This is a genomic window from Pseudomonas sp. Z5-35, from assembly GCF_051131945.1.
Taxonomy (GTDB): Bacteria; Pseudomonadota; Gammaproteobacteria; order Pseudomonadales; family Pseudomonadaceae; genus Aquipseudomonas; species Aquipseudomonas marvdashtae.
In genome coordinates, this window is the sequence record NZ_CP071640.1 from 5,001,741 (window position 1) to 5,022,931 (window position 21,191).

At 60.3% G+C, this 21,191-nt stretch carries 14 protein-coding genes; 3 read left to right on the top strand and 11 right to left on the bottom strand.

Annotated features, from left to right (window positions below; genetic code table 11):
* Window positions 1-110: 110 nt before the first annotated feature.
* From J3P95_RS22930 to glnE, 11 genes are all read right to left on the bottom strand, one after another.
* Complete coding sequence (locus tag J3P95_RS22930) at window positions 111-1,067, bottom strand: glycosyltransferase family protein (protein WP_434558945.1); 957 nt, start codon at window positions 1,065-1,067, stop codon at window positions 111-113.
* Window positions 1,068-1,161: 94 nt separating this feature from the next.
* The gene (locus J3P95_RS22935; RefSeq protein WP_434558947.1) at window positions 1,162-2,046 is read right to left on the bottom strand and encodes a DUF6625 family protein; all 885 of its coding nucleotides are present in this window, start codon (window positions 2,044-2,046) and stop codon (window positions 1,162-1,164) included.
* 200 nt (window positions 2,047-2,246) lie between these two features.
* Window positions 2,247-3,377 carry a glycosyltransferase gene (locus tag J3P95_RS22940; RefSeq protein WP_434558949.1) on the bottom strand — a complete coding sequence of 377 codons (1,131 nt, stop codon included), beginning with the start codon at window positions 3,375-3,377 and terminating at the stop codon, window positions 2,247-2,249.
* Window positions 3,361-5,118, bottom strand: coding sequence for a carbamoyltransferase family protein (locus J3P95_RS22945; RefSeq protein ID WP_434558951.1), 1,758 nt, complete (start codon window positions 5,116-5,118; stop codon window positions 3,361-3,363). The genes J3P95_RS22940 and J3P95_RS22945 overlap by 17 nt, the downstream gene beginning before the upstream one ends.
* Before the next feature lie 215 nt (window positions 5,119-5,333).
* On the bottom strand, window positions 5,334-6,794 hold the full coding sequence (locus J3P95_RS22950; RefSeq protein ID WP_434579560.1) for a lipopolysaccharide kinase InaA family protein: 1,461 nt from the start codon (window positions 6,792-6,794) through the stop codon (window positions 5,334-5,336).
* Between the two features lie 91 nt (window positions 6,795-6,885).
* Window positions 6,886-7,620 carry a lipopolysaccharide kinase InaA family protein gene (locus tag J3P95_RS22955; RefSeq protein ID WP_434558955.1) on the bottom strand — a complete coding sequence of 245 codons (735 nt, stop codon included), beginning with the start codon at window positions 7,618-7,620 and terminating at the stop codon, window positions 6,886-6,888.
* The gene (gene rfaP, locus J3P95_RS22960) at window positions 7,620-8,426 is read right to left on the bottom strand and encodes a lipopolysaccharide core heptose(I) kinase RfaP (protein WP_434579559.1); all 807 of its coding nucleotides are present in this window, start codon (window positions 8,424-8,426) and stop codon (window positions 7,620-7,622) included. The genes J3P95_RS22955 and rfaP overlap by 1 nt, the downstream gene beginning before the upstream one ends.
* Window positions 8,423-9,547, bottom strand: coding sequence for a glycosyltransferase family 4 protein (locus J3P95_RS22965; protein ID WP_434558959.1), 1,125 nt, complete (start codon window positions 9,545-9,547; stop codon window positions 8,423-8,425). Before J3P95_RS22965 ends, rfaP begins: the two co-directional genes overlap by 4 nt.
* A complete protein-coding gene (gene waaC / locus J3P95_RS22970) occupies window positions 9,547-10,605 on the bottom strand; it encodes a lipopolysaccharide heptosyltransferase I (RefSeq protein ID WP_434558961.1) in 1,059 nt (352 codons plus the stop codon). Before waaC ends, J3P95_RS22965 begins: the two co-directional genes overlap by 1 nt.
* Window position 10,606: 1 nt before the next feature.
* Window positions 10,607-11,641 (bottom strand): lipopolysaccharide heptosyltransferase II, encoded by a 1,035-nt coding sequence (waaF, locus tag J3P95_RS22975; protein WP_434558963.1) that lies wholly within the window; start codon window positions 11,639-11,641, stop codon window positions 10,607-10,609.
* Window positions 11,642-11,805: 164 nt separating this feature from the next.
* Window positions 11,806-14,757, bottom strand: coding sequence for a bifunctional [glutamate--ammonia ligase]-adenylyl-L-tyrosine phosphorylase/[glutamate--ammonia-ligase] adenylyltransferase (glnE, locus tag J3P95_RS22980; RefSeq protein WP_434579558.1), 2,952 nt, complete (start codon window positions 14,755-14,757; stop codon window positions 11,806-11,808).
* 382 nt (window positions 14,758-15,139) lie between these two features.
* On the opposite strand from glnE, the gene aceE reads away from it, so the two are divergent.
* The 3 genes from aceE to J3P95_RS22995 all read left to right on the top strand — a co-directional run bounded on the left by aceE (window position 15,140) and on the right by J3P95_RS22995 (window position 21,133).
* Window positions 15,140-17,785, top strand: a complete 2,646-nt coding sequence (aceE, locus tag J3P95_RS22985) for a pyruvate dehydrogenase (acetyl-transferring), homodimeric type (RefSeq protein WP_434558967.1) — start codon at window positions 15,140-15,142, stop codon at window positions 17,783-17,785.
* Window positions 17,786-17,796: 11 nt separating this feature from the next.
* A complete protein-coding gene (gene aceF, locus J3P95_RS22990; RefSeq protein WP_434579557.1) occupies window positions 17,797-19,446 on the top strand; it encodes a dihydrolipoyllysine-residue acetyltransferase in 1,650 nt (549 codons plus the stop codon).
* 292 nt (window positions 19,447-19,738) lie between these two features.
* Complete coding sequence (locus tag J3P95_RS22995; protein ID WP_434558971.1) at window positions 19,739-21,133, top strand: alkaline phosphatase D family protein; 1,395 nt, start codon at window positions 19,739-19,741, stop codon at window positions 21,131-21,133.
* The last annotated feature ends 58 nt before the right edge of the window (window positions 21,134-21,191 follow it).

Genomic DNA, 21,191 nt, shown 5'->3' on the forward strand with positions numbered 1-21,191 from the left:
CGGACTCCGAGCAAAGGGATGACTACAGGCATGATTTGCCCACGCCTCGAACCCGCACTGAAACACCATTTAGTCAAATGTCACCCGGTATCGGACGGCGTCTCGATTTTTTATATACCCAGCTTCTGACGCCATTTCTCAAGCCAACTCAACGGCTCTCGCGGCCGCAGCGGTGGCTCCAATGCCTCCACCACCTTTTCCCCGATACGCGCAAAACTAAACTGCTCCAGCGCAATAGCCTTGCCGTTACGAGCGATACTGTGCGCCAGATCTGGGTCGGCACGCAGTCTTGAAAGTTTTTCCTGGAGTTGCGGGACATCCCGATATAACACAACGTTATGCATATCTTGCAACCCCAGCGCACGTGTTTCTTTAGCACCCTGATCGAACGCCAACAGCACGCAGCCGCAAGCCATGGCCTCGAAATTCTTGATCATGAACTCGCCCATGCCTACATCGGCGCTGACGAAAAAGCGGACACGATTCAAGGTGTCACAGTACTCTTCGCCGGATTGGGTCCGAGTCACGACCAAAGGTTCAACACGTGCCAGTTCATCCAGCAGCAGCTTGCGACCGCTATAGGCAGCGCTTTTGACGCTTCCGACAAAGGCTAACTCGATATCCCGTTCTCGGCCTTGGTCCCGCAATAACGATTGATCGTAGCCCTTGGGCACGAAAACCGCATCGAAACCCTCACCGCGCAGACGCTCAGCAACCATGAAGCCGGAACTGATCACCCGCGCCCAAGGCAAACGACGGTAATGCGCACTGAACTTGCCCGTATATTTGCAGGGAATGTAATTCTGATAGGCATCGTGCTCGAGTATCACCAGATGGGGGATCGTGCGAATAAAGCCAGCCTGACGAATTTCCTGCTTGAAGCGTAGGAAAAATACGATCCGGTCATAGCGTGTGACGTCAACATGGCGCCGGAAATATCCCCGCAGGTTGCGTTGTTCCTTGCTGTCGAGCCAGCGTACGTCGCATTCGCAATGAGCGGCCACGCCTTCGTAGAGTCGGTCCAGGATGGCCCGCTGTTCTTTCTGCACCAGAAACAGAACTTTCATCATTTTCCTTGCGGCACTGAACGACTTGACAAACATCCGGAGGCCGATCCGGTGCGCCCAGTCAGCATGATCATCGGACCGCAGTAGCGCACACTCATAACGCCCCTGGGTGGAAACCCTTCGCGTCGATTTCCCAGGCAGGCGATGCCGCCAATTGCTTTAACCATGCTGGATCCGGCACGGGCAAGGCAGGCCACTCGTTGTGCTTCCAGGTTATGAAATGGAAGTATGGGAACGCACGGTCACCGTCCCTATCATTGGTCAGGCGGCCGTTGCGCCAATACCAGCGCTGGGGGAAGTTCTTCGTACCGTCATGCCATTTTATGCAGCCGCCCGGAGTGCTGAACGCTTCGGTGAATTCGCTGCGTCGACGCCACGGATTGAATTTACCTACCAAGGTAAACAGAGGTTTGGGGAAATTCTTTCGCCACAAGAAAATGCGGCTGAACGCCCCTTCATCCAGCGCATGATGCTGGTCATCGGCGAAGCGTTCTTTCCAATTCTTGATCAGCTTGAAGACTTCGCGTGTGCGTGCAGTGTTGCGCATCAAGCACAAATGCCCGGCGACACGTCGCTCATGCGTTGAGAAGAGATCATGAGCGGCCAGCCGTTGCGCCGTGAAATACTCACGAAGATTGCCGTACAGCAAGTCGATGTCGCCATAACCCCAAAAATCATAGCCTTCGAGACGGTCGACATGGATATAGCCAAGAGCAGGTTTGATATCGCACAGCTTGTAGGCCTGCGCAGGCCTGAAGTCGATCTCGAGTCGCTGGGAAACCAACCGGCAATACGCCTCGAAGGTCATGGTTTCGACGGTCACGTTGGGCGGCAGGTTTTCCGGCACCCCACAATCGCTGAACAAAAGCCAATCAATATCAGCGTTACGTCGGCAGGTTTCCAGGAACAACGGCATCCAGAATGGCCAGCGTCCAAAATAGGGAATGACAAAAAGAATACGCGGGCAAGGATTGATCACAATGAACTCACATTCACTAACGAGAAAGACATAAGCTCCCCTCTAGGTGCTGGTGTGCTCGGCAGATGATAACAGTCAGCAAAGCGCGTGGCGCCTGATTGCCGAGCGAAAAAACAGCCTCACAGTAGACGGACCGTCCGTTTCTGGCCAGCGGGGCACTTGCCTTGGTGCGCTCGCACAAGCCTTGAACCGGGCGACCATCAGCTGTTCGGCGCCAGTTCAAGAACTTGGGGCAAACGCCAAAATGCCTTGCGCACAGCGTGGTCCGAAAAGCGTTCACGCAAACGCTCAAGCATCAGCTCGGTACACTGGCGACGCTGTAGATCATCCATCGCCGCCAAGTGTTGTAGCCCTTGGGCCATATGTTCGGCGTCGCCGAGCGGAAACAGAATACCGACCCCCTCGACTACCTCCTCCGCTCCGCCGCACGCTGTAGCCAGCAACGGAACGCCCGCAGCCATGGCCTCGAGCAGTACCATGCCGAACGGCTCATGATCGGAGCTCAGGACAAACGCATCGAAGGCTCGGAAATAACGGCGCGCGTCAGGCACCTGACCTAGGAATAACACCCGATCGGCAACACCCAGCTCCCGGGAGAGAGCCTTAAGGTTTTGTTCCAGACGCCCCTTCCCCAAGATTGCCAACTGGCTATTGGCCGGCAAGTAGGGCAGCGCGGCGGCAAAACCTCGTAGCAGCGTTGCCTGGTCCTTGTCCGGATGCAGGCGACCGACATTACCGACAATCCAGGCGTCCAGGTCGAGTCCGAGGGTGTGCCGCGCTTCGTCCCTTGGGACTTGGTGGGCTTGCAAAGCATCGGGATCGATGCGGTTGTAGAGGGTCTGGATTCGGCTGGCCGGCCATTTAGGCAAGCAGTGGCGAATGTCGTCACGCACCGCATCGGAGACCGCGAGCAGGCCCAGCCGCTTGCGAAAAACATGGGCGAACAGCCGGCGCGTACGCCGCTGGTAGTCACCGAAGGCATGGTGCACGCCTATTACCGGCAAGCGGCTACCGAGCAGAGCGATATAGACCGGCTTGAAGCGATGGGCGATACAAAAACTGAAGTTACGCGAGGCGACGATCTTGCGCAGATCGGCAATAGCACCCAACTTCAAGCTTCTGATTTCGCTGGAGCTGTACTCCATGAACAACACCTCGTCCGAGGCGCAACCGGCGGCGACCTCAGCGTCGGCGATGCCGGTCAGAAATACCGTGGTCACACGATACCCAGTGCCCTCGAACAGACTGGCGTATTGACGGGCGCAGTCCAGGAACGGCCCGTCATAACCGTGGCAGAACTGCAGCACATGTCGCTCAGCCGAGCGTGTCATAAGCGTCCACGCCGTCTTTGACCACCAGGATGTCTTCCATGATCAGATACTGTAGGTCGGAACCGAAGAACATGTTCAGCGCGTCGGTCGGCGAGCAGATCATCGGTTCGCCGCGACGGTTGAGCGAGGTATTCAGCGACACGCCGTTGCCGGTCAGTACTTCCAGGGCCTTCATCATGTCGTAGTAGCGTGGGTTGTATTCGCGCTTGAGCACCTGGGCTCGCGACGTACCGTCTTCATGGACGACTTCCGGCACGCGGGTTTTCCATTCTTCGGCCACTTCGAAAGTGAACGTCATGAACGGTGCCGGGTGATCGACCTTGATCATCTGCCGCGCCACGGTGTCGAGCATCGACGGGCAGAAAGGCCTCCAGCGCTCGCGGAACTTGATTTGTTCGTTGATCCGGTCAGCTACGCCACTGGCGCTCGGGCAGCCAATGATCGAACGACCGCCCAAGGCACGCGGACCAAACTCCATGCGGCCCTGGAACCAGGCCACCGGGTTGCCGTCGACCATGATCTTGGCGATGCGCTCGGGGGTGTTGTCGATCTTGCGCCACGCAGGCTTGCTTGGATGACGGGCGCACGCGGCGATCACGTCTTCGTTGCTGTAGGCCGGGCCGAGGTAGACGTGTTCCATCTTCTCCACCGGCACGCCGCGGGCATGGGACACATACGCCGCCGCGCCCACCGCGGTACCGGCGTCGCCGGAGGCCGGCTGTACGAATAGCTCCTTGACGTCGTCGCGGGCGATGATTTTCTGGTTCAGCTTGACGTTCAGTGCACAGCCGCCGGCGAAGGCCAGCTTGCCGGTTTCCTTGAGCACGTCGCCCAAGTAGTGGTCGATCATCTGCAGCGCCAGCTTCTCGAACAGCGCTTGCATGCTCGCCGCGTAGTGAATGTACGGCTCGTCGGCGATATCGCCTTCGCGTTTCGGGCCGAGCCATTCGATCAGCTTCGGCGAGAAATAGAAGCCCTTGCCCTTCTCTTTATAGCGACGCAGGCCGATCACGTTGGCGTAGTCGGTGTTGATCACTAGCTCGCCGTTTTCGAACGAGGCCAGGCGCGAGAAGTCGTACTTGCTGGCATCGCCATAAGGCGCCATGCCCATGACCTTGAATTCGCCGTCGAGCATTTCAAAACCGAGGAACTCAGTGATTGCACCGTACAGGCCGCCCAGGGAATCCGGGTCGAAGAATTCCTTGATCTTGTGGATCTTGCCGTTTTCACCGTAGCCAAAGAACGTCGTGGCGTATTCGCCCTTGCCGTCGATGCCCAGGATCGCGGTTTTTTCCTCGAAGCCCGAGCAGTGGTAGGCACTGGAGGCGTGCGCCAAATGGTGCTCGACCGGCTCGATCTTGATCTTTTTCGGATCGAAGCCCAGTTGCTCCAGGCACCAGACGATTTTGCGGCGATAGCGCTTGTAGCGACGGTTGCCCATCAGGATCGCGTCAAGGGCGCGGTCCGGGGCGTACCAGTAACGCTTGGCGTAGTGCCAACGCGCTTCGCCGAACAGGCTGATCGGGGCAAAGGGGATCGCCACCACGTCAACGTCGGACGGCTTGATGCCAGCCTGTTCCAGACAGAACTTCGCCGACTCGTAGGGCATGCGGTTCTTTGCATGTTTATCGCGTACGAAGCGCTCTTCCTCGGCCGCCGCGATCAGCTTGCCGTCGATGTACAGCGCTGCGGAAGGATCATGGCTAAGGGCGCCGGACAGGCCAAGAATCGTCAATGCCACAGGGTCTAGCCTCTTATGTCTGCATACGTGCGACAAGCGCCGCGAAAAATTGATGTGCCACGCATCATGGGGACGGGGCAGCTAAAGGGCGGGATTATATCTTAAAAGCGGCTTTAAGCCTCTAGCGGAGAGCAGGGAGTGTTCGCGGCGGTTATCTGAGGGACCTGAACACCACATCCGTGCGAGGGAGTTTGCCCCCTCGCCACAATTGCCGATTAAGAGACAGGCTGCGCGCTTTCGACATTCTTGGGCAACCTCCCATCGATCACTCGATACAACGCACTCTCTTCAGGCCAGTTACGCATGAACCGCGCCCGATCCCGCGCGTAGGCAGGCGCGAAGCTGGCTTGGGTGCGATGCTGGCACATCGAGTCCAGGTCGATGAGCATCCAGCGGTCGTCCTGCCAGAGCAGGTTGTGCCCCTTGAAGTCACCGTGACTGATACGTTCGCGTATCAGATCGGCGAACAACCGATCCAGCGCCAGCAACTCCGTCTCAGGAATCTCCCCGTTTTCGACGTAGGGGGCCAGGCGCTTGATGATGTCTGGCCCTGACAGGTGCTCAGTCACCAAGTAAGCGCCGCAGCGTAGCCACAGGAAACGCTTTTCCAGCAATGCCAGCGGTCTGGGCGTGGCGATGCCGAGAAAAGTCAGACGATGGGCCTCTCGCCAGGCATGCCAGGCCCGGCTCGGGCGCCAGAAACGCTTGAGCCAGTGGGCAAAATTCTTGATGTTGTAGCGCTTGATCAACAGGGAGCGCCCGCCCACATCCACCTTACCAACGCTCGCCGACCCACCGGTCTTGTACATGTGACCTTGGTCAAGCAGGCTATCAGCCTGATCCAGCACGCTCGTCATGACCGCTTCTTCATCACGACAAATCGCCCGCAGACCGAAGGGACCACGCTGAACACTGAACAGACTGCACTCACGCCCGACTTTCTTGAGAAAATCGTTCAGGCGCCAGGCATGCACCTTGTCGATCTGTTTTTGCAGCGCTTCCATGGGCAACGCATGTTCGGCGTTTCCAAGCAGGTAATGCACCAGCAACTCTTCGTTGAATGGCTCGATGGACTTGGGAAGCTGAGCAAAAAACACTCCTAGGTTCTCCAGCACTTTTTGCCGAGCCAAGGGCTGCCCCGGAGTCTCGGCGCGAATGCCGGCACCATCGATCAGGTAGAGCTTGCCGCCATGGCGCAATAGATTGTCCAGGTGCAGGTCTTCCTGCCACAGGCCTTTGCCGTGCAATTGCGCAATCGCTTCCAAGGCCTCGGCCAGTACCGCCGCTTGCTCATCCGCCAGCATTGGCAAGTGCTCGACCTGCTTCCAGGCATCGCCCAGGCTCTCGGCGCCTTCCAGCAACTCGAACAGCAGCCAGCCGCCTTCGCCTTCCTTCAGGCCATCGGCCAACAGCAGTGGCGTCGTCAGCCCCTGCTCGGCCAGCAGGCGAACGCCTTGCAGCTCTCGCTGAAAATGCCGTGGCGCCTTGCTGCCTACCAACAACTTGGCCAGCACTGGCCGACCACGCCAGATACCGGCACCGACGTAGCGATGCCCTGGTAATACTCTCAGCAGTGAAAGCAATTGCAGTTGCGCCGGGCCGGCCGCGTCCGCCAGCTCCAGGCTCAGGGGCAGGCTCGGGCTGCGTCCGGCGTTTTTCAGTTCGGACAAATACATCAGCGGGCCTCCTTGTGGCTGCGGCGAGCGCTTAGGCGAGTTATCCAGTAGCGCTCCAGCAGCGGCCGGCCTTCAGCGGCCAAGAAATAAGTCATTCCCGCCCCTCGAAAAATCTCACCACGTGACGGATACGTTTTTTGTCGCACGCATTGAGACGGGCGCGCTGGCAATACTGCAAATAAAACCTCAGGCGCTGAGTGGCCGACAAATGATACTTCGCGACTTTATCGAGGCATGCCAAGTCCTTGGTTATGCGGTACTTGAGCCAGAAGCCACGCCAAAAATCACCGTTCGGGCAGTCGATCAGGAACAGCCGCGCCTGATCATCGATCAGCAGATTGCGCCACTTCAGGTCGTTATGAGTAAAACGGTGATCGTGCATGGTACGAGTGTATCCGGCCAGTTGCCGACTAACGCCATCGACCCACGCCCGATTCGCCAGTCTTGGATCGTGACGCGTGGCCAATGCGGAGAGATCCTCGGTACGAGGCAGCTCTCGCGTGATCATTGCGCCACGGGCGTAGGCTGCACCGTGACGCTCCAACCCCCAGGCGACAACCTCAGCCGTGGGAATGCCCCACTTGGCGAAACGCTTGAGATTCTGCCATTCGGACTTGACCCGCGGCCTGCCCAGATAACGCCGAAGCCCCTTGCCTGCCCCGGTGTAGCGCTTGACGTAATAATTCACCCCGTTGCGCTGCACCCGGATGACCTCTGACAACGGGTCGCGAGTAAGGCGCTCTCCCTCAAGGGCGAACACCGCGTCGAGACTGCCAAAGTCCTCCGCCAGCTCGGAATAGGAAGGCTCCAGTACCCAACCCGCCATCAGAGCGCCCCCCCGTAACGCACCTTGCGAGCGTAAAGCCTGTCAGCCTTCCCCTCTAGCCAAATCAGCAAGGCAGCTTGCTCGGCCAGGACCTGGCGCAACGGTTGTTGAAAATAGCCCTTGAGAAAACGCAGCTTGTCGCGCCGAGTCAGGCCAATGTCCATTATTGAAAAATACAGTGCCGCCAAGTCCTTGTTACGCCAGCGACTGGGCAGGGTTTCCCGGACCTGGGCACGGTGCAGGTCAATCACCGAGAGCTTGAAATCCCCGGGCGTCACCGGCTTGTCGGTGTGCAGCAGGAAGTGACAGATGTAGCAGTCGCGATGATTGACCCCGGCGCGATGCATCATGCCGGTCATGCGCGCCACTTCGGCGATCAGCGCACGCTTGAGCGTCGGCCGCGGCGGCTGCTTGACCCAGTCGATGCTGAAATCTTCGAGGCTGACGGTCGGCGCCAACTCTTCGGTGACGATGAACGAGTGCTGGTCCGCCGGGTTGCTGCCCTTTTCGCCGTAGGCGACCGCCGTCATGGTCGGCACGCCCGCTTCCTGCAAGCGCTGTATCGCCTTCCACTCCTGGCCTGCGCCGAGTACCGGCAGCTTGGCAGTGAACAGGTTCTTGAAGATCTCGCCCCAGCCGATGCCACGGTGGATCTTCACGAAAAAGCCGCGACCGTCCACCTCCGTGCGCAAGGTGCGCCGGGCTTCCAGTTCGCGATAGACCTCGCCCTTGAGCGCTTCGACTTCGGCGAACGCATCGCGTCCGGCCCAAAGGCTTTTGAACGGTTCGGCCAGCTTCAATTTCATTCTGCGTGCTCCGCCAATATCACATCGGCCGCGTGCTGCGGCATGCTGTAGAGGTCGGCCGTCTCGGCGAAGGCCAGACCGTTGCGGCTCCAGGCCGCCCGCGCGCCAGCATCATTCAACATCCGGCCCAGGTAATCGGTGAGCTGTGCCTGTTCGAACGGCTCGTCCAGCACCAGGCCACTGTCGGCCTCGGCGATGTAATGGGCGTACCCGCACACCGCGCTGACCAGCACCGGCAATCCGGCCACCAGCGCTTCGAGCAGTACCGTGCCGGTGTTTTCGTTGTAGGCCGGATGTATCAACAGGTCGGCGCCCAGCAGGAAACGCGGGATGTCGCTACGGCCCTTGAGGAACCGTACGTTGTCGCCCAGCCCCAGCGTAGCGCTCTGCATTTGGAATACTTTGGGGTCGTCTTGCCCGATTACAAACAGCCGGGTGCGCTTTTTCAGCTCCGCCGGCAACGCGGCCAGGGCCTTGAGGCTTCGGTCCACGCCCTTGGTCTTGAACCCCGAGCCGATCTGAACCAGCAGCAGGTCGTCGTCGGCCAGCTCGAATTCGGCCCGGAACGCGGCGCGGATCTCGTCGGCGTCGGCGGGCCGGCGACGGTCCTGGGCGATGCCCGGCGGCAGCAGGTGAAAACGTTCCAGCGGGGTGCCGTAGTGCTTGATGAACAACGGTTGCTGGACTTCGGAGATCATCAGGACTTCGGTCTTGGCATCCTTGGCGAACACGGCCCGCTCGTACTCGGCAAAATGCCGGTAGCGGCCCCAGCGCCGGTACAGCGAATTGCGCAGGTTCTGCGCCTTGTCTTCGAAGCAGCCGTCGGCGGCGTAGTACACGTCCAGGCCGGGCATTTTGTTGAAGCCGATCAAGCGGTCCACGGGGCGCTTGGCCAGGTCGGCCTCCATCCACGCGCTGAGCTTCTCGTTGCGGCGATGATTGAACAGCGCCTTGACCGGCGCCACCAATACTTCGAAGCCTGGCGGGACGTCATCTTCCCAGATCAGCGTGTAGACACGGATCTGGTGGCCGCGTCGCTGGCATTCCAGGGCGATGCGCATGAAATCGCGCTGCAGGCCGCCGAAGGGGAAGTATTTATAAAGAACAAAAGCCAATTGCATCAGCGCGGCTCCTCAGCCAATAACGTGCTCAGGTGGCTGGCAACACGCTCAGGGTTTACACGGGTGAAGCACAGGGGCTGCTCGCGTTTCAGGTCAAACCGACGGGCATCTTCGGCGCTCGGTGGATACGTACATTGTTTTTGCATGCAGGGCGCGCAGGGAAAGTCGCTGGCGAGATGAATCTGGCCCTTGCCGTACGCCCCGGTCAGTACCGGGTTGGTGGGGCCGAGTAGCGAAATGGTCGGCACGTCCAACGCGGCAGCCAGATGACCGAGGCCCGTGTCCACGGCCACGCACGCCTGGGCGCCGGCGAGCACCTTGCCCATCCCGCCCAGGTTCAGTTTCGGTAACACCAGGGCATTGCGCAGCCCGCTGGCGATGCGCTCGGCCCGGGCCTTCTCGGCGGGGTTGCCCCACGGCAGCTTCACCACCACGCCGAACTGGCCCATGCGCTCGGTGAGCTGGCGCCAGTAAAGTTCGGGCCAGTGCTTGGACTCCCAGGTCGTGCCATGCAGGAATACCACGTAGGGGTAGGCACGCGGCAGCTCCACCAACCGGTCGACGCTCAGGCCGTAGCTGCCCTGGGTCTTGGGCAGGTCATACCCCAGCGCCAAAGCGAACAGCTGCCGCACGCGCTCGACTGCATGTTGACCACGGGCCACCGCCAGACGCCGGGAGTAAAAACGCGCAGCCATTGGCTCACGGGCCGAGTGCTTATCCAGGCCGGCCACCGGTGCCTTGACGTAGCGAGTCAGCCAGGCGCTTTTCAGCAGGCCCTGGGCATCGATCACCAAGTCATATTTTTCGGCGCGCACGCTTTGTTTGAAGCGTCGCCATTCGCCACTCTTGATGGTTTGCCAGAGGTTCTTGCGCCAGCGCCGGATCGCCACCGGGATGACCTTGCCCACAGCCGGGTGCCAGGTTGCAATTTCGGCGAAACCCTCTTCCACCACCCAATCGAACCGGATACCAGGAATCGCTCGCGCCGCATCGGTCAGCGCCGGCAAGGTGTGGACCACATCCCCCAGCGACGAGGTCTTGATCAGCAATACCCGCAAGTTAACGGACCTCCACGGGGGTGCCCTGCAAACGTTCCAGGGCATCGTTCACCGACGGCGGCATAAGCTGGCGCAGGCAATTGTAATGACCGAAGCGGCAGGTGCGATCGAAGCATGGGCTGCACTCGATGCCCAGGCGCACGACTTCGACCCTGTCGGCCAAGGGCGGCGTGAAGCCTGGCGAGGTAGAGCCGTAGACGGCCACCAACGGACGGTTCAGGGCCGCCGCCACATGCATGAGACCGGAGTCATTGGAGACCACCGAATCGGCGCAGGACAACAAATCGATGGCCTCGGCCAGGGAGGTGTCGCCGCTGAGATTGACCGACTCCTCCCGCAGGCCGGGGATCAGCCGCGAACGGATGTCCTCACCCACCGAGTGATCGTTTTTCGAGCCGAACAGCCAGACCTGCCAGCCTTCACGAATCTTCGCCTCGGCCACCTGGGCGTAATGCTCTGCCGGCCAGCGCTTGGACTCGCCGAACTCGGCGCCTGGGCACAAGGCCAATACCGGACGATCCAGGCTCAGGCCGAACTTGGCCAGGGCCGCGTCGCGGGTCACCGGGTCGATCGCAAGGCTCGGTCGCGGATAGGGCTCGGGCAACTGCGCCCCAGGCTCGTAGGCCAGCGCCATGAAGCGCTCGATCATCAACGGATAACGTTCTTTGTCCAACGTGCGCACGTCGTTGAGCAGACCGTAGCGAAACTCGCCGCGCCAGCCGGTGCGCTTGGGAATGCCGGCAAAGAACGGCACCAGCGCCGACTTCAACGAGTTGGGCAACAGGATCGCCTGGTCGTACTGGCCAGCCAGGGACTTGCCGATGCGTCGACGGGTCGCCAGTTCCAGCACGCCGTGACCGAGCGGAAAGCTCAAGGCCTTGCGCACTTCGGGCATGCGCTCAAGGATCGGCCGACTCCATTCCGGAGCCAGGACATCGATTTCGCATTGCGGGTGACGCTGCTTGAGGCACTGGAACAGTGTCTGCGCCATCACCATGTCACCGACCCAACTGGGCCCAACGATCAGAATATTCATGAGCTTTCCAAAAACGATACGGGGAGGCCTACGCCTCCCCGCCTCGAGAATCACTGTGGCTTAGGTCGTTGCCTGCTGCCTTCAATCTACAACCGCGGGAGCAACCCTGCTCAACGATGTCGTCGCAGTTCAACCTCGCGACTCTGCGCTCCTACATTCAATACTCAGCTCAGCCCCAGCTCTCGCCAGATCCGCAGCACCTGCTGACGCTCATCGACGAACTGGTCGCCGGTGATTACCCCAGTGTCTTTCTGCAGGGCCTGGCGGTGAGCGGCGGAGCGGTAGGCCTTGTAGGCCTCGCGCAACAGCGAGGCATCTTCGGCCGGCATCAACCCGACCTCCTGCAACCCGTCCAGGATGCGGATGTTATCGGTGTAGCGCACCAGCGTGGGATGCTCCTCGGACCACGCCAGGGCCGCGTATTGCACCATAAATTCAATATCGACGATACCTCCGGCATCCTGCTTGAGGTCGAAGGGCGCCGTGGCCTCGAAGGCATTCGGTGCGGTCCCGGCGGCGGTGGCCTTGCTGCCGAGGTTGTCGCGCATCTTGGCGCGCATCTCGCTGACCTCCTGACGCAGCGTCGGCAGATCGCGCTTGCGCCCCAGCACCTGGACGCGAACTTTCTCGAACGCCTGGCCCACGTCCTGACTGCCAACCAGAACCCGGGCGCGCACCAGCGCCTGATGCTCCCAGGTCCATGCTTCATTTTCCTGGTAGCGGGCAAATGCCCCAAGCGAACTGACCAGCAGGCCGGACGCCCCGGACGGTCGCAGGCGCATATCGACTTCATACAACTGCCCGGAGTTGGTCTGGGCCGTCAGCAAGTGAATGATCCTCTGGCCAAGCCGGGTGAAGAACTGCGCCCCATCGATGGGTTTCGAGCCGTCGGTTTCCGCCTGCGGGTCACCGTCATGGATGAACACCAGGTCCAGGTCCGACCCATGCCCCAATTCCAGGCCGCCCACTTTCCCGTAGCCGACAATAATGAACCCCGGATCGCACAGGCTGCCATCGGCGCGCAACGGCACGCCGTGCTTGGCGACCGTCTGGCGCCAAGCCAGGGCCAGCACTTGTTCGAGAATCGCCTCGGCCAGCCAGGTCAGGTAATCGCTGACCTTCATCAGCGGCAGGCTCCCGGCAATCTCCGAGGCGGCCACCCGCAAGCGGTGGGCCAGTTTGAAATGGCGCAGGGCTTCCATTTGTTGCTCGAGGTCATCCTCGGGGATGCGCGTCAGGCGCTCACGCAATTCCGCTCCCAGCTCCGGCGCGAGGGGCGGCTTGAACAAGCGACCTTCATTGAGCAATTCGTCGAGCAGCAGTGGGAAGCGGGTGATCTGCTCGGCGATCCACGGGCTCGCTGCGCACAGCGTCAGCAAACGTCGCAGGGCGCCGGGGTTTTCCGTCAACAACACCAGATAGGCCGAACGGCGGGCCACGGCCTCTACCAGCGGCAACACCCGCTCAATGACCAGATCCGGATTCGCATGCTCCACGGCCTGGGCCAGCAAGCGCGGAATGAAAGCATCCAGACGCTCGCGCCCCAGGCGCTGCATGGCACGCAGTTGCGGGCTGGCACGCAAGGCCGCCAGGGCCTTTAGGGCCTTGGGCGCATCGACAAAGCCGCCCTCCTCCAATTGACGACACGCGGCCTCTTCATCCTGGCTGTCTTCCCACAACGGCAACCACTCGCCACCCACCGCGACTTCGCCTTCGCTGCCGTCTTCCTCATCCGGGTCGGCAATGACCTGACCGAAATGCCACGCCACGCGGCCGCGCCAGTACATCAGCTGTTCATGGAACGTCGACCAATCAGCGAAGCCCAGCATGAACGCAATGCGCGCCTGGTCTTGCGGGCTGTCCGGCAACATCTGCGTCTGGCGGTCGGCGATGGCCTGGATCGCATGCTCGGTGTAACGCAGGAACTCATAGCCTTGGCGCAGTTCGTCAACCACCTTGGCCGGCAGATAGCCCTGGCCTTCCAGGGTACTCAGCACTTTAAGCAGCGGGCGCTGCTGCAAGCTCAAGTCGCGACCGCCATGGATCAGCTGGAACGCCTGGGCAATGAACTCCACCTCGCGAATGCCGCCCGAGCCCAGCTTGATGTTGTCGGCCAAACCCTTGCGCCGCACTTCCTGCTGGATCAGCTGCTTCATGGTACGCAGCGCTTCGATGGCGGAAAAATCCAGGTAACGGCGATAAACGAACGGGCGCAGCATGTCGAGCAATTGCGCACCGGCCACCTGGTCGCCCGCCACGACGCGCGCCTTGATCATGGCGTAGCGCTCCCAGTCGCGCCCCTGGTCCTGGTAATACTGTTCCAACGCGTTGAAGCTCAACACCAGCGCGCCAGCCGAACCATAAGGACGCAGGCGCATGTCGACGCGAAACACAAAGCCGTCGACCGTCATCGGGTCCAAGGCTTTTATCAGGCGCTGACCGACCCGAATGAAAAACTCCTGGTTATCCAGCGGTCGCTTCACTCCAGCGGTTTCCCCTCCTTCGGGGTAAGCGAAAATCAGGTCGATGTCCGACGACAGGTTCAGCTCCACCGCACCGAGCTTGCCCATGCCCAGGATGACCATGTGCTGTGGTTCGCCGCTGCGTCGCCCGGTGGGCGTGCCGAACTGCTGGCTGAGGCGCTTGTATAGCCATTGATAGGCCTGGTCGATGCAGGTATCGGCCATGTCCGAGAGATCGCGACAGGTCTGGACCAGATCCGCCTGGCGGTTCAGGTCGCGCCAGATGATCCGCACTTGCTGGCGGGTACGCTGGCGGCGCAGGACGCGACCCAGTTCGTCCTCGGTCTCGGCGGCCTGCACGGCAGCGGCAATCTGCGCGCGCATCTCTCCCGGGGCGAAGCTGCGGTCCAGTTCACCGCTGCGCACCAGTTCCAATAGCATCGAAGGGTCTCGTACACTTTGCTCGATGACAAAGTCACTGGCGGCGGCGATGCGGTGGAACTCGGCCCAACGCTGCGCCGTCCAGGCCGATAGCCCGTGGTCGTCATCCAGAGAGGCGACCGCTGCACGGAACGACTGCTCGGCACGACTGACCAATGACTGGAGAATCGCCGGTACGGTTTCCGATATTGGGGCAAGCGAGGGCAGGCTCATGGTCTATCCTTGATCGGCGCGGGAAAGGCTGGATGTAGTGTTTTTTCAAAAGCCACTACCTGATCGACTGTCGAACAAAGATGATAAATAGCTGATTTTCTGGTTTTATTGGCAGCCGGCATCAAGTTTTTACCTGTTCGAGTTGGCTAAAGACCAACAGTAACGATTATTCTCACAACGAAACGAGGGGCCATCAGCCGCTCGGGTGTAGTTTTACTACTCGTCTATACATTCGAAAGGCTGAAACGACCGACGATTTGTAGTAAAACTACACGCCGCCGAGACAACCTTCGGCAATCCAAGAATTTATATCGTCTGCCCACAAGGCCAGTCGCAAACTCAGGCAACCGATTCTGGTAGCCTTTCCGCCCTGGAGCAAGCCATGCAAGACCTCGATCCCGTCGAAACCCAGGAATGGCTGGACGCCCTGGAATCGGTTCTCGACAAAGAAGGCGAAGACCGTGCTCATTACCTGATGACCCGTATGGGTGAACTCGCAACCCGCAGCGGTTCGCAACTGCCCTACGCCATCACCACGCCGTACCGCAACACGATCCCCGTTACCCACGAAGCACGCATGCCTGGCGACCTGTTCATGGAACGCCGCATTCGCTCGCTGGTACGCTGGAACGCGTTGGCCATGGTCATGCGTACCAACCTGAAAGATTCTGACCTGGGCGGTCACATCTCCAGCTTCGCCTCCAGCGCGACGCTGTATGACATCGGCTTCAACTACTTCTTCCAGGCCCCGACCGATGAACACGGCGGCGACCTGATCTACTTCCAGGGTCACGCATCGCCAGGCGTCTACGCCCGTGCGTTCATGGAAGGCCGCATCACCGAAGACCAGATGAACAACTTCCGCCAGGAAGTGGACGGCAATGGCCTGTCCTCGTATCCGCACCCTTGGCTGATGCCGGACTTCTGGCAGTTCCCGACTGTTTCCATGGGCCTGGGCCCGATCCAGGCGATCTACCAGGCGCGCTTCATGAAGTACCTGGAAGCGCGTGGCTTCATCCCGGCCGGCAAGCAGAAAGTCTGGTGCTTCATGGGTGATGGCGAGTGTGACGAACCGGAATCCCTGGGCGCGATCTCACTGGCCGGCCGCGAGAAGCTGGACAACCTGATCTTCGTCATCAACTGCAACCTGCAGCGCCTCGACGGCCCGGTTCGCGGCAACGCCAAGATCATCCAGGAACTCGAAGGCGTGTTCCGTGGCGCCCAGTGGAACGTCAACAAAGTCATCTGGGGCCGCTTCTGGGACCCACTGCTGGCCAAGGACGTCGACGGCATCCTGCAACGCCGCATGGACGAAGTCATCGACGGCGAGTACCAAAACTACAAGGCCAAGGACGGCGCGTTCGTCCGTGAGCACTTCTTCAACTCGCCTGAACTCAAGGCGATGGTTGCAGACCTGTCCGACGACGAGATCTGGAAGCTCAACCGTGGCGGCCACGACCCCTACAAGGTCTATGCGGCATACCACCAGGCGGTCAACCACAAAGAGCAACCGACCGTCATCCTGGCCAAGACCATCAAGGGTTATGGCACCGGTGCCGGCGAAGCGAAGAACACCGCGCACAACACCAAGAAAGTCGACGTCGACAGCCTGAAGTTGTTCCGCGACCGCTTCGACATTCCGGTCAAGGACAGCGAGCTGGAAAACCTGCCGTTCTTCAAGCCGGAAGAAGGCAGCGCCGAAGCCCGTTACCTGGCCGAGCGCCGTGCCGCGCTGGGCGGTTTCGTACCTCAGCGCCGCGCCAAGAGCTTCAGCCTCCCGACGCCGCCACTGGAAACCCTCAAGGCTATCCTGGACGGCTCGGGCGACCGTGAAATCTCCACCACCATGGCCTTCGTGCGGATCCTCGCGCAGCTGGTCAAGGACAAGGAAATCGGCTCGCGCATCGTCCCGATCATCCCCGACGAAGCCCGTACCTTCGGTATGGAAGGCATGTTCCGCCAGCTGGGCATCTACTCGTCCGTCGGCCAGCTCTACGAGCCAGTCGATAAAGACCAGGTGATGTTCTACCGCGAAGACAAGAAGGGCCAGATCCTCGAGGAAGGCATCAACGAAGCGGGCGCCATGAGTTCCTTCATTGCTGCCGGCACTTCGTATTCCAGCCACAACCAGCCGATGCTGCCGTTCTACATCTTCTACTCGATGTTCGGCTTCCAACGTATCGGCGACCTGGCCTGGGCCGCTGGCGACAGCCGTACCCGTGGTTTCCTGATCGGCGGCACCGCCGGCCGGACCACGCTGAACGGCGAAGGCCTGCAGCACGAAGACGGCCACAGCCACATGCTGGCCGGGACCATCCCGAACTGCCGCACCTATGATCCGACCTACGGCTACGAGCTGGCGGTGATCATCCAGGACGGCATGAGGAAGATGACCGAAGAGCAAGAGGACGTCTTCTACTACATCACCGTGATGAACGAGTCCTACCAGCAGCCAGCCATGCCGGCCGGTGTCGAGGCAGGCATCGTCAAGGGCATGTACCTGCTCGAGGAAGACACCCGCGAAGCGGCGCACCACGTCCAGCTGATGGGCTCCGGCACCATCCTGCGCGAAGTGCGTGAAGCGGCGAAGATCCTGCGTGAAGAGTTCAACGTCGGCGCCGACGTCTGGAGCGTCACCAGCTTCAACGAACTGCGTCGCGACGGCCTCGCCGTAGAGCGTAGCAATCGCCTGCACCCTGGCCAGAAGCCAAAACTGAGCTACGTCGAAGAATGCCTGAACGGCCGCAAAGGTCCGGTCATCGCGTCCACCGACTACATGAAGCTGTTCGCCGAGCAGATCCGCCAGTGGGTTCCTTCCAAGGAATTCAAAGTGCTGGGCACCGACGGTTTCGGCCGTAGCGACAGCCGCAAGAAGCTGCGTCACTTCTTCGAAGTCGACCGTAAGTTCGTTGTGTTGGCAGCCCTGGAAGCCTTGGCTGACCGTGGCGATATCGAACCTAAAGTGGTGGCCGAAGCCATCGCCAAGTTCGGCATCGATCCGGAAAAACGCAACCCACTGGACTGCTGAGGAGAATTTCCGTGAGCGAACTCATTCGCGTACCTGACATCGGCAGCGGTGAAGGTGAAGTAATTGAACTGTTTGTGAAGGTCGGCGACCGTATCGAAGCCGAGCAGAGCATCCTGACGCTTGAATCGGACAAGGCCAGCATGGAAGTGCCCGCGCCGAAGGCCGGTATCATCAAGAGCCTGAAAGTGAAGCTGGGCGATCGCCTGAAAGAAGGCGACGAGTTGCTGGAGCTGGAAGTCGAGGGCGCCACTGCTGCGCCTGAAGCGCCAGCCCCTGCTGCTGCCCCGGCCCCGGCCCCGGCTGAAAAGCCTGCCGCCGCACCGGCTGCCGAGGCGGCTCCCGCGCCCGCTGCTGCGCCTGCCGCTGCCAGCGTCCAGGACATTCATGTCCCGGACATCGGTTCGTCGGGCAAGGCCAAGATCATCGAAGTGCTGGTCAAGGCCGGCGACACCGTCGAAGCCGACCAGTCGCTGATCACCCTGGAATCCGACAAGGCCAGCATGGAAATCCCATCGCCGGCCGCCGGCGTGGTGGAAAGCGTCGAGGTCAAGCTGGACGACGAAGTCGGTACCGGTGACCTGATCCTGAAGCTGAAAGTAGCGGGAGCCTCGGCCCCTGCCGCGCCAGCCCCGGCTGCTGCGCCTGCTACCAAGGCTGAGCCTGCCCCGGCTCCGACTCCAGCCGCCGCGCCTGCCGCCAAGGCCGAGGCTGCCCCAGCCCCAGCCGCCGCACCTGCGCCAAGCGGTGCCAAGGTGCACGCCGGCCCTGCCGTGCGTCAGCTGGCCCGTGAATTCGGCGTCGAGCTGTCCGCCGTCGGCCCAAGCGGCCCTCACGGCCGTGTGCTGAAGGAAGACGTGCAAGCCTACGTCAAGGCCATGATGCAGAAGGCCAAGAACGCACCGGCCGAAGGCGCCAGCGGTGGCGCGGGTATTCCGCCAATCCCGGCAGTGGACTTCAGCCGCTTCGGCGAAACCGAAGAAGTGGCCATGACTCGCCTGATGCAGATCGGCGCGTCGAGCCTGCATCGCAGCTGGCTGAACATCCCGCACGTGACTCAGTTCGACCAGGCCGACATCACCGAGCTGGAAGCTTTCCGCGTTGCGCAGAAAGCCGTGGCCGAAAAAGCCGGCGTGAAGCTGACCGTGCTGCCACTGCTGCTCAAGGCCTGTGCGCACCTGCTCAAGGAACTGCCGGATTTCAACGCCTCCCTGGCGCCAAGTGGCAAGGCTGTGATCCGCAAGAAATACGTGCACATCGGCTTTGCCGTCGACACCCCGGAAGGCCTGCTGGTACCGGTCATCCGCAACGTCGACCAAAAGAGCCTGCTGCAACTGGCTGGCGAAGCCGCTGCCCTGGCCGAAAAGGCCCGGAACAAGAAGCTCACCGCCGACGACATGCAGGGCGCCTGCTTCACGATTTCCAGCCTCGGTCACATTGGCGGCACCGGCTTCACGCCGATCGTCAACGCGCCGGAAGTGGCGATCCTGGGTGTTTCCAAGGCCACCATCCAGCCTGTCTGGGATGGTAAAGCCTTCCAGCCGAAGCTGATGCTGCCCCTGTCGCTGTCCTACGATCACCGAGTGATCAACGGCGCTGCCGCTGCGCGCTTCACCAAGCGCTTGAGCGACTTGCTGGGCGACATCCGCACCATCCTGCTGTAACACCGAACGGCCCTCCTCGCGGAGGGCCTTTCGGGATTCGTTTCCGAGCGCCACGCTCGTACCTCAACCCCGCCCATTTGGCGGGGCTTTTTTTTGCGTGGAATAAAACAGTTTTGTGCTAAACGACTTTTCCTACTCGTTACGCAACAAAAACCATATGTTCTGTTAGTAATTGCCCACAGCAACTGCCGCCTCCGCTATCAATATTTATCGCCTCTCGAGCTATAGCATAAGTTCAGCGCGCCCCCTGACGGCTCGCCCTGAACTTATATAACTTCGAATGGATTCGAACATGCTAAAGCCCACTGTCGGCCCTATTGTCGGCCACACAACAACCGACCACACACGCATACTTCTGCGCGGCGAAGAAAACAACAATAATCCGACATTTGCCGGTATTCGCTATAGGCGAAAAGGTGATACGAGCTGGTCAAAAGCACAATTCGTCCAACTGAAACCGCGCCGCGACATGTCCGAAGTCGTCGTTCTAAAGGACCTCCAGGCCGACACCGCCTATGAATATCAGGCCGGCTGGAAAACCCTCATGAATCCAACCCATACGGTGGAAACCATCCAGGAGCTGCCGTTGCAGTGGCCCAGGGAAATTCATGAACTGAAAACACCCTCCGGCAAGCCTTACGCGGCCCGCAGCTATATTGTTGGCTCCTGCCGATACCTGCGAATGACCGCAGGCGTACCGTCAAGACCAGAACAGGGGGATCGCACATTCGCGGGTATCAATCGAATCATGGAGCAGGCCAATCCGCCGATCAGTGCGGTATTGATGATCGGGGATCAGGTATATCTCGATGACTTGAACATTATTGCCCCGGATCGCGCTTTCAAGGAAATCCTGCTCAAGTATCGCAGCGCTTTTTCCCAACCCCATATTAAAAAAGTGATGTCCGGCGCACCGACGTACATGATGCTCGACGACCATGAAATAGAAGACAACTGGCCTGCCAATAAGAACCAAGGGGATGAAATCCTTTATGTAAATGCTCTTCAAGCCTATGAACTTTATCAGGCCAGCCACAGCCCGGCGCGCGAACTTTTAAATGACGGTACGCTCAGTCGCTCCTTGAAGCGTTACTGGTATCAGTTCGCTCATGGCGATATCGAGTGGTTCGTTACCGACAGCCGGACCCGACGCAACCTGTCGGCGCACGCTCGGCGCATCCTCGATGAAGAACAGGAACAGTCGTTGCTCAAATGGCTGATCAACAGCCCCGCCCGAGTCAAATTTGTCGTGACCGGCGTCATGTTTTACCCCGACCGCAAATTCAATGGTGGGGATGCCTGGCAAGCCTTCCCGGAACAGCGTCTGCGCTTGCTCGAAGCCATCCGCGACCATCGGGTCAAAAACGTCATTTTCGTGTCGGGTGACGTACATGGCTCGTTGACCAGCCGCCTGGCTCATAGCCAGGATCCGGACTTCCAGGTGCATACCATCGTTTCGTCGCCGTTCTGCAACAGCAAACTGCTGCCTTACGCCACGGCTTCGACTTTCATTTTTGGCAAGCCCATGGCCAAGGCGCCAAGCGGCGACTATCACTATGAACTGACCAGCAAGGTAATCAGCCAGGACAATTTCGCCCACCTGAACGTCACGGCTCAGAGCGTTCAAGTGACGTTTCATGACCGTGACGGCAACCCGCTGGAGATCGTCGATATACCGTTGCGCTGAGCGGCCAAGGCACAACAAGTGCCTCTGATCGGCTGACAACTGGAGAAATCTCATTGTC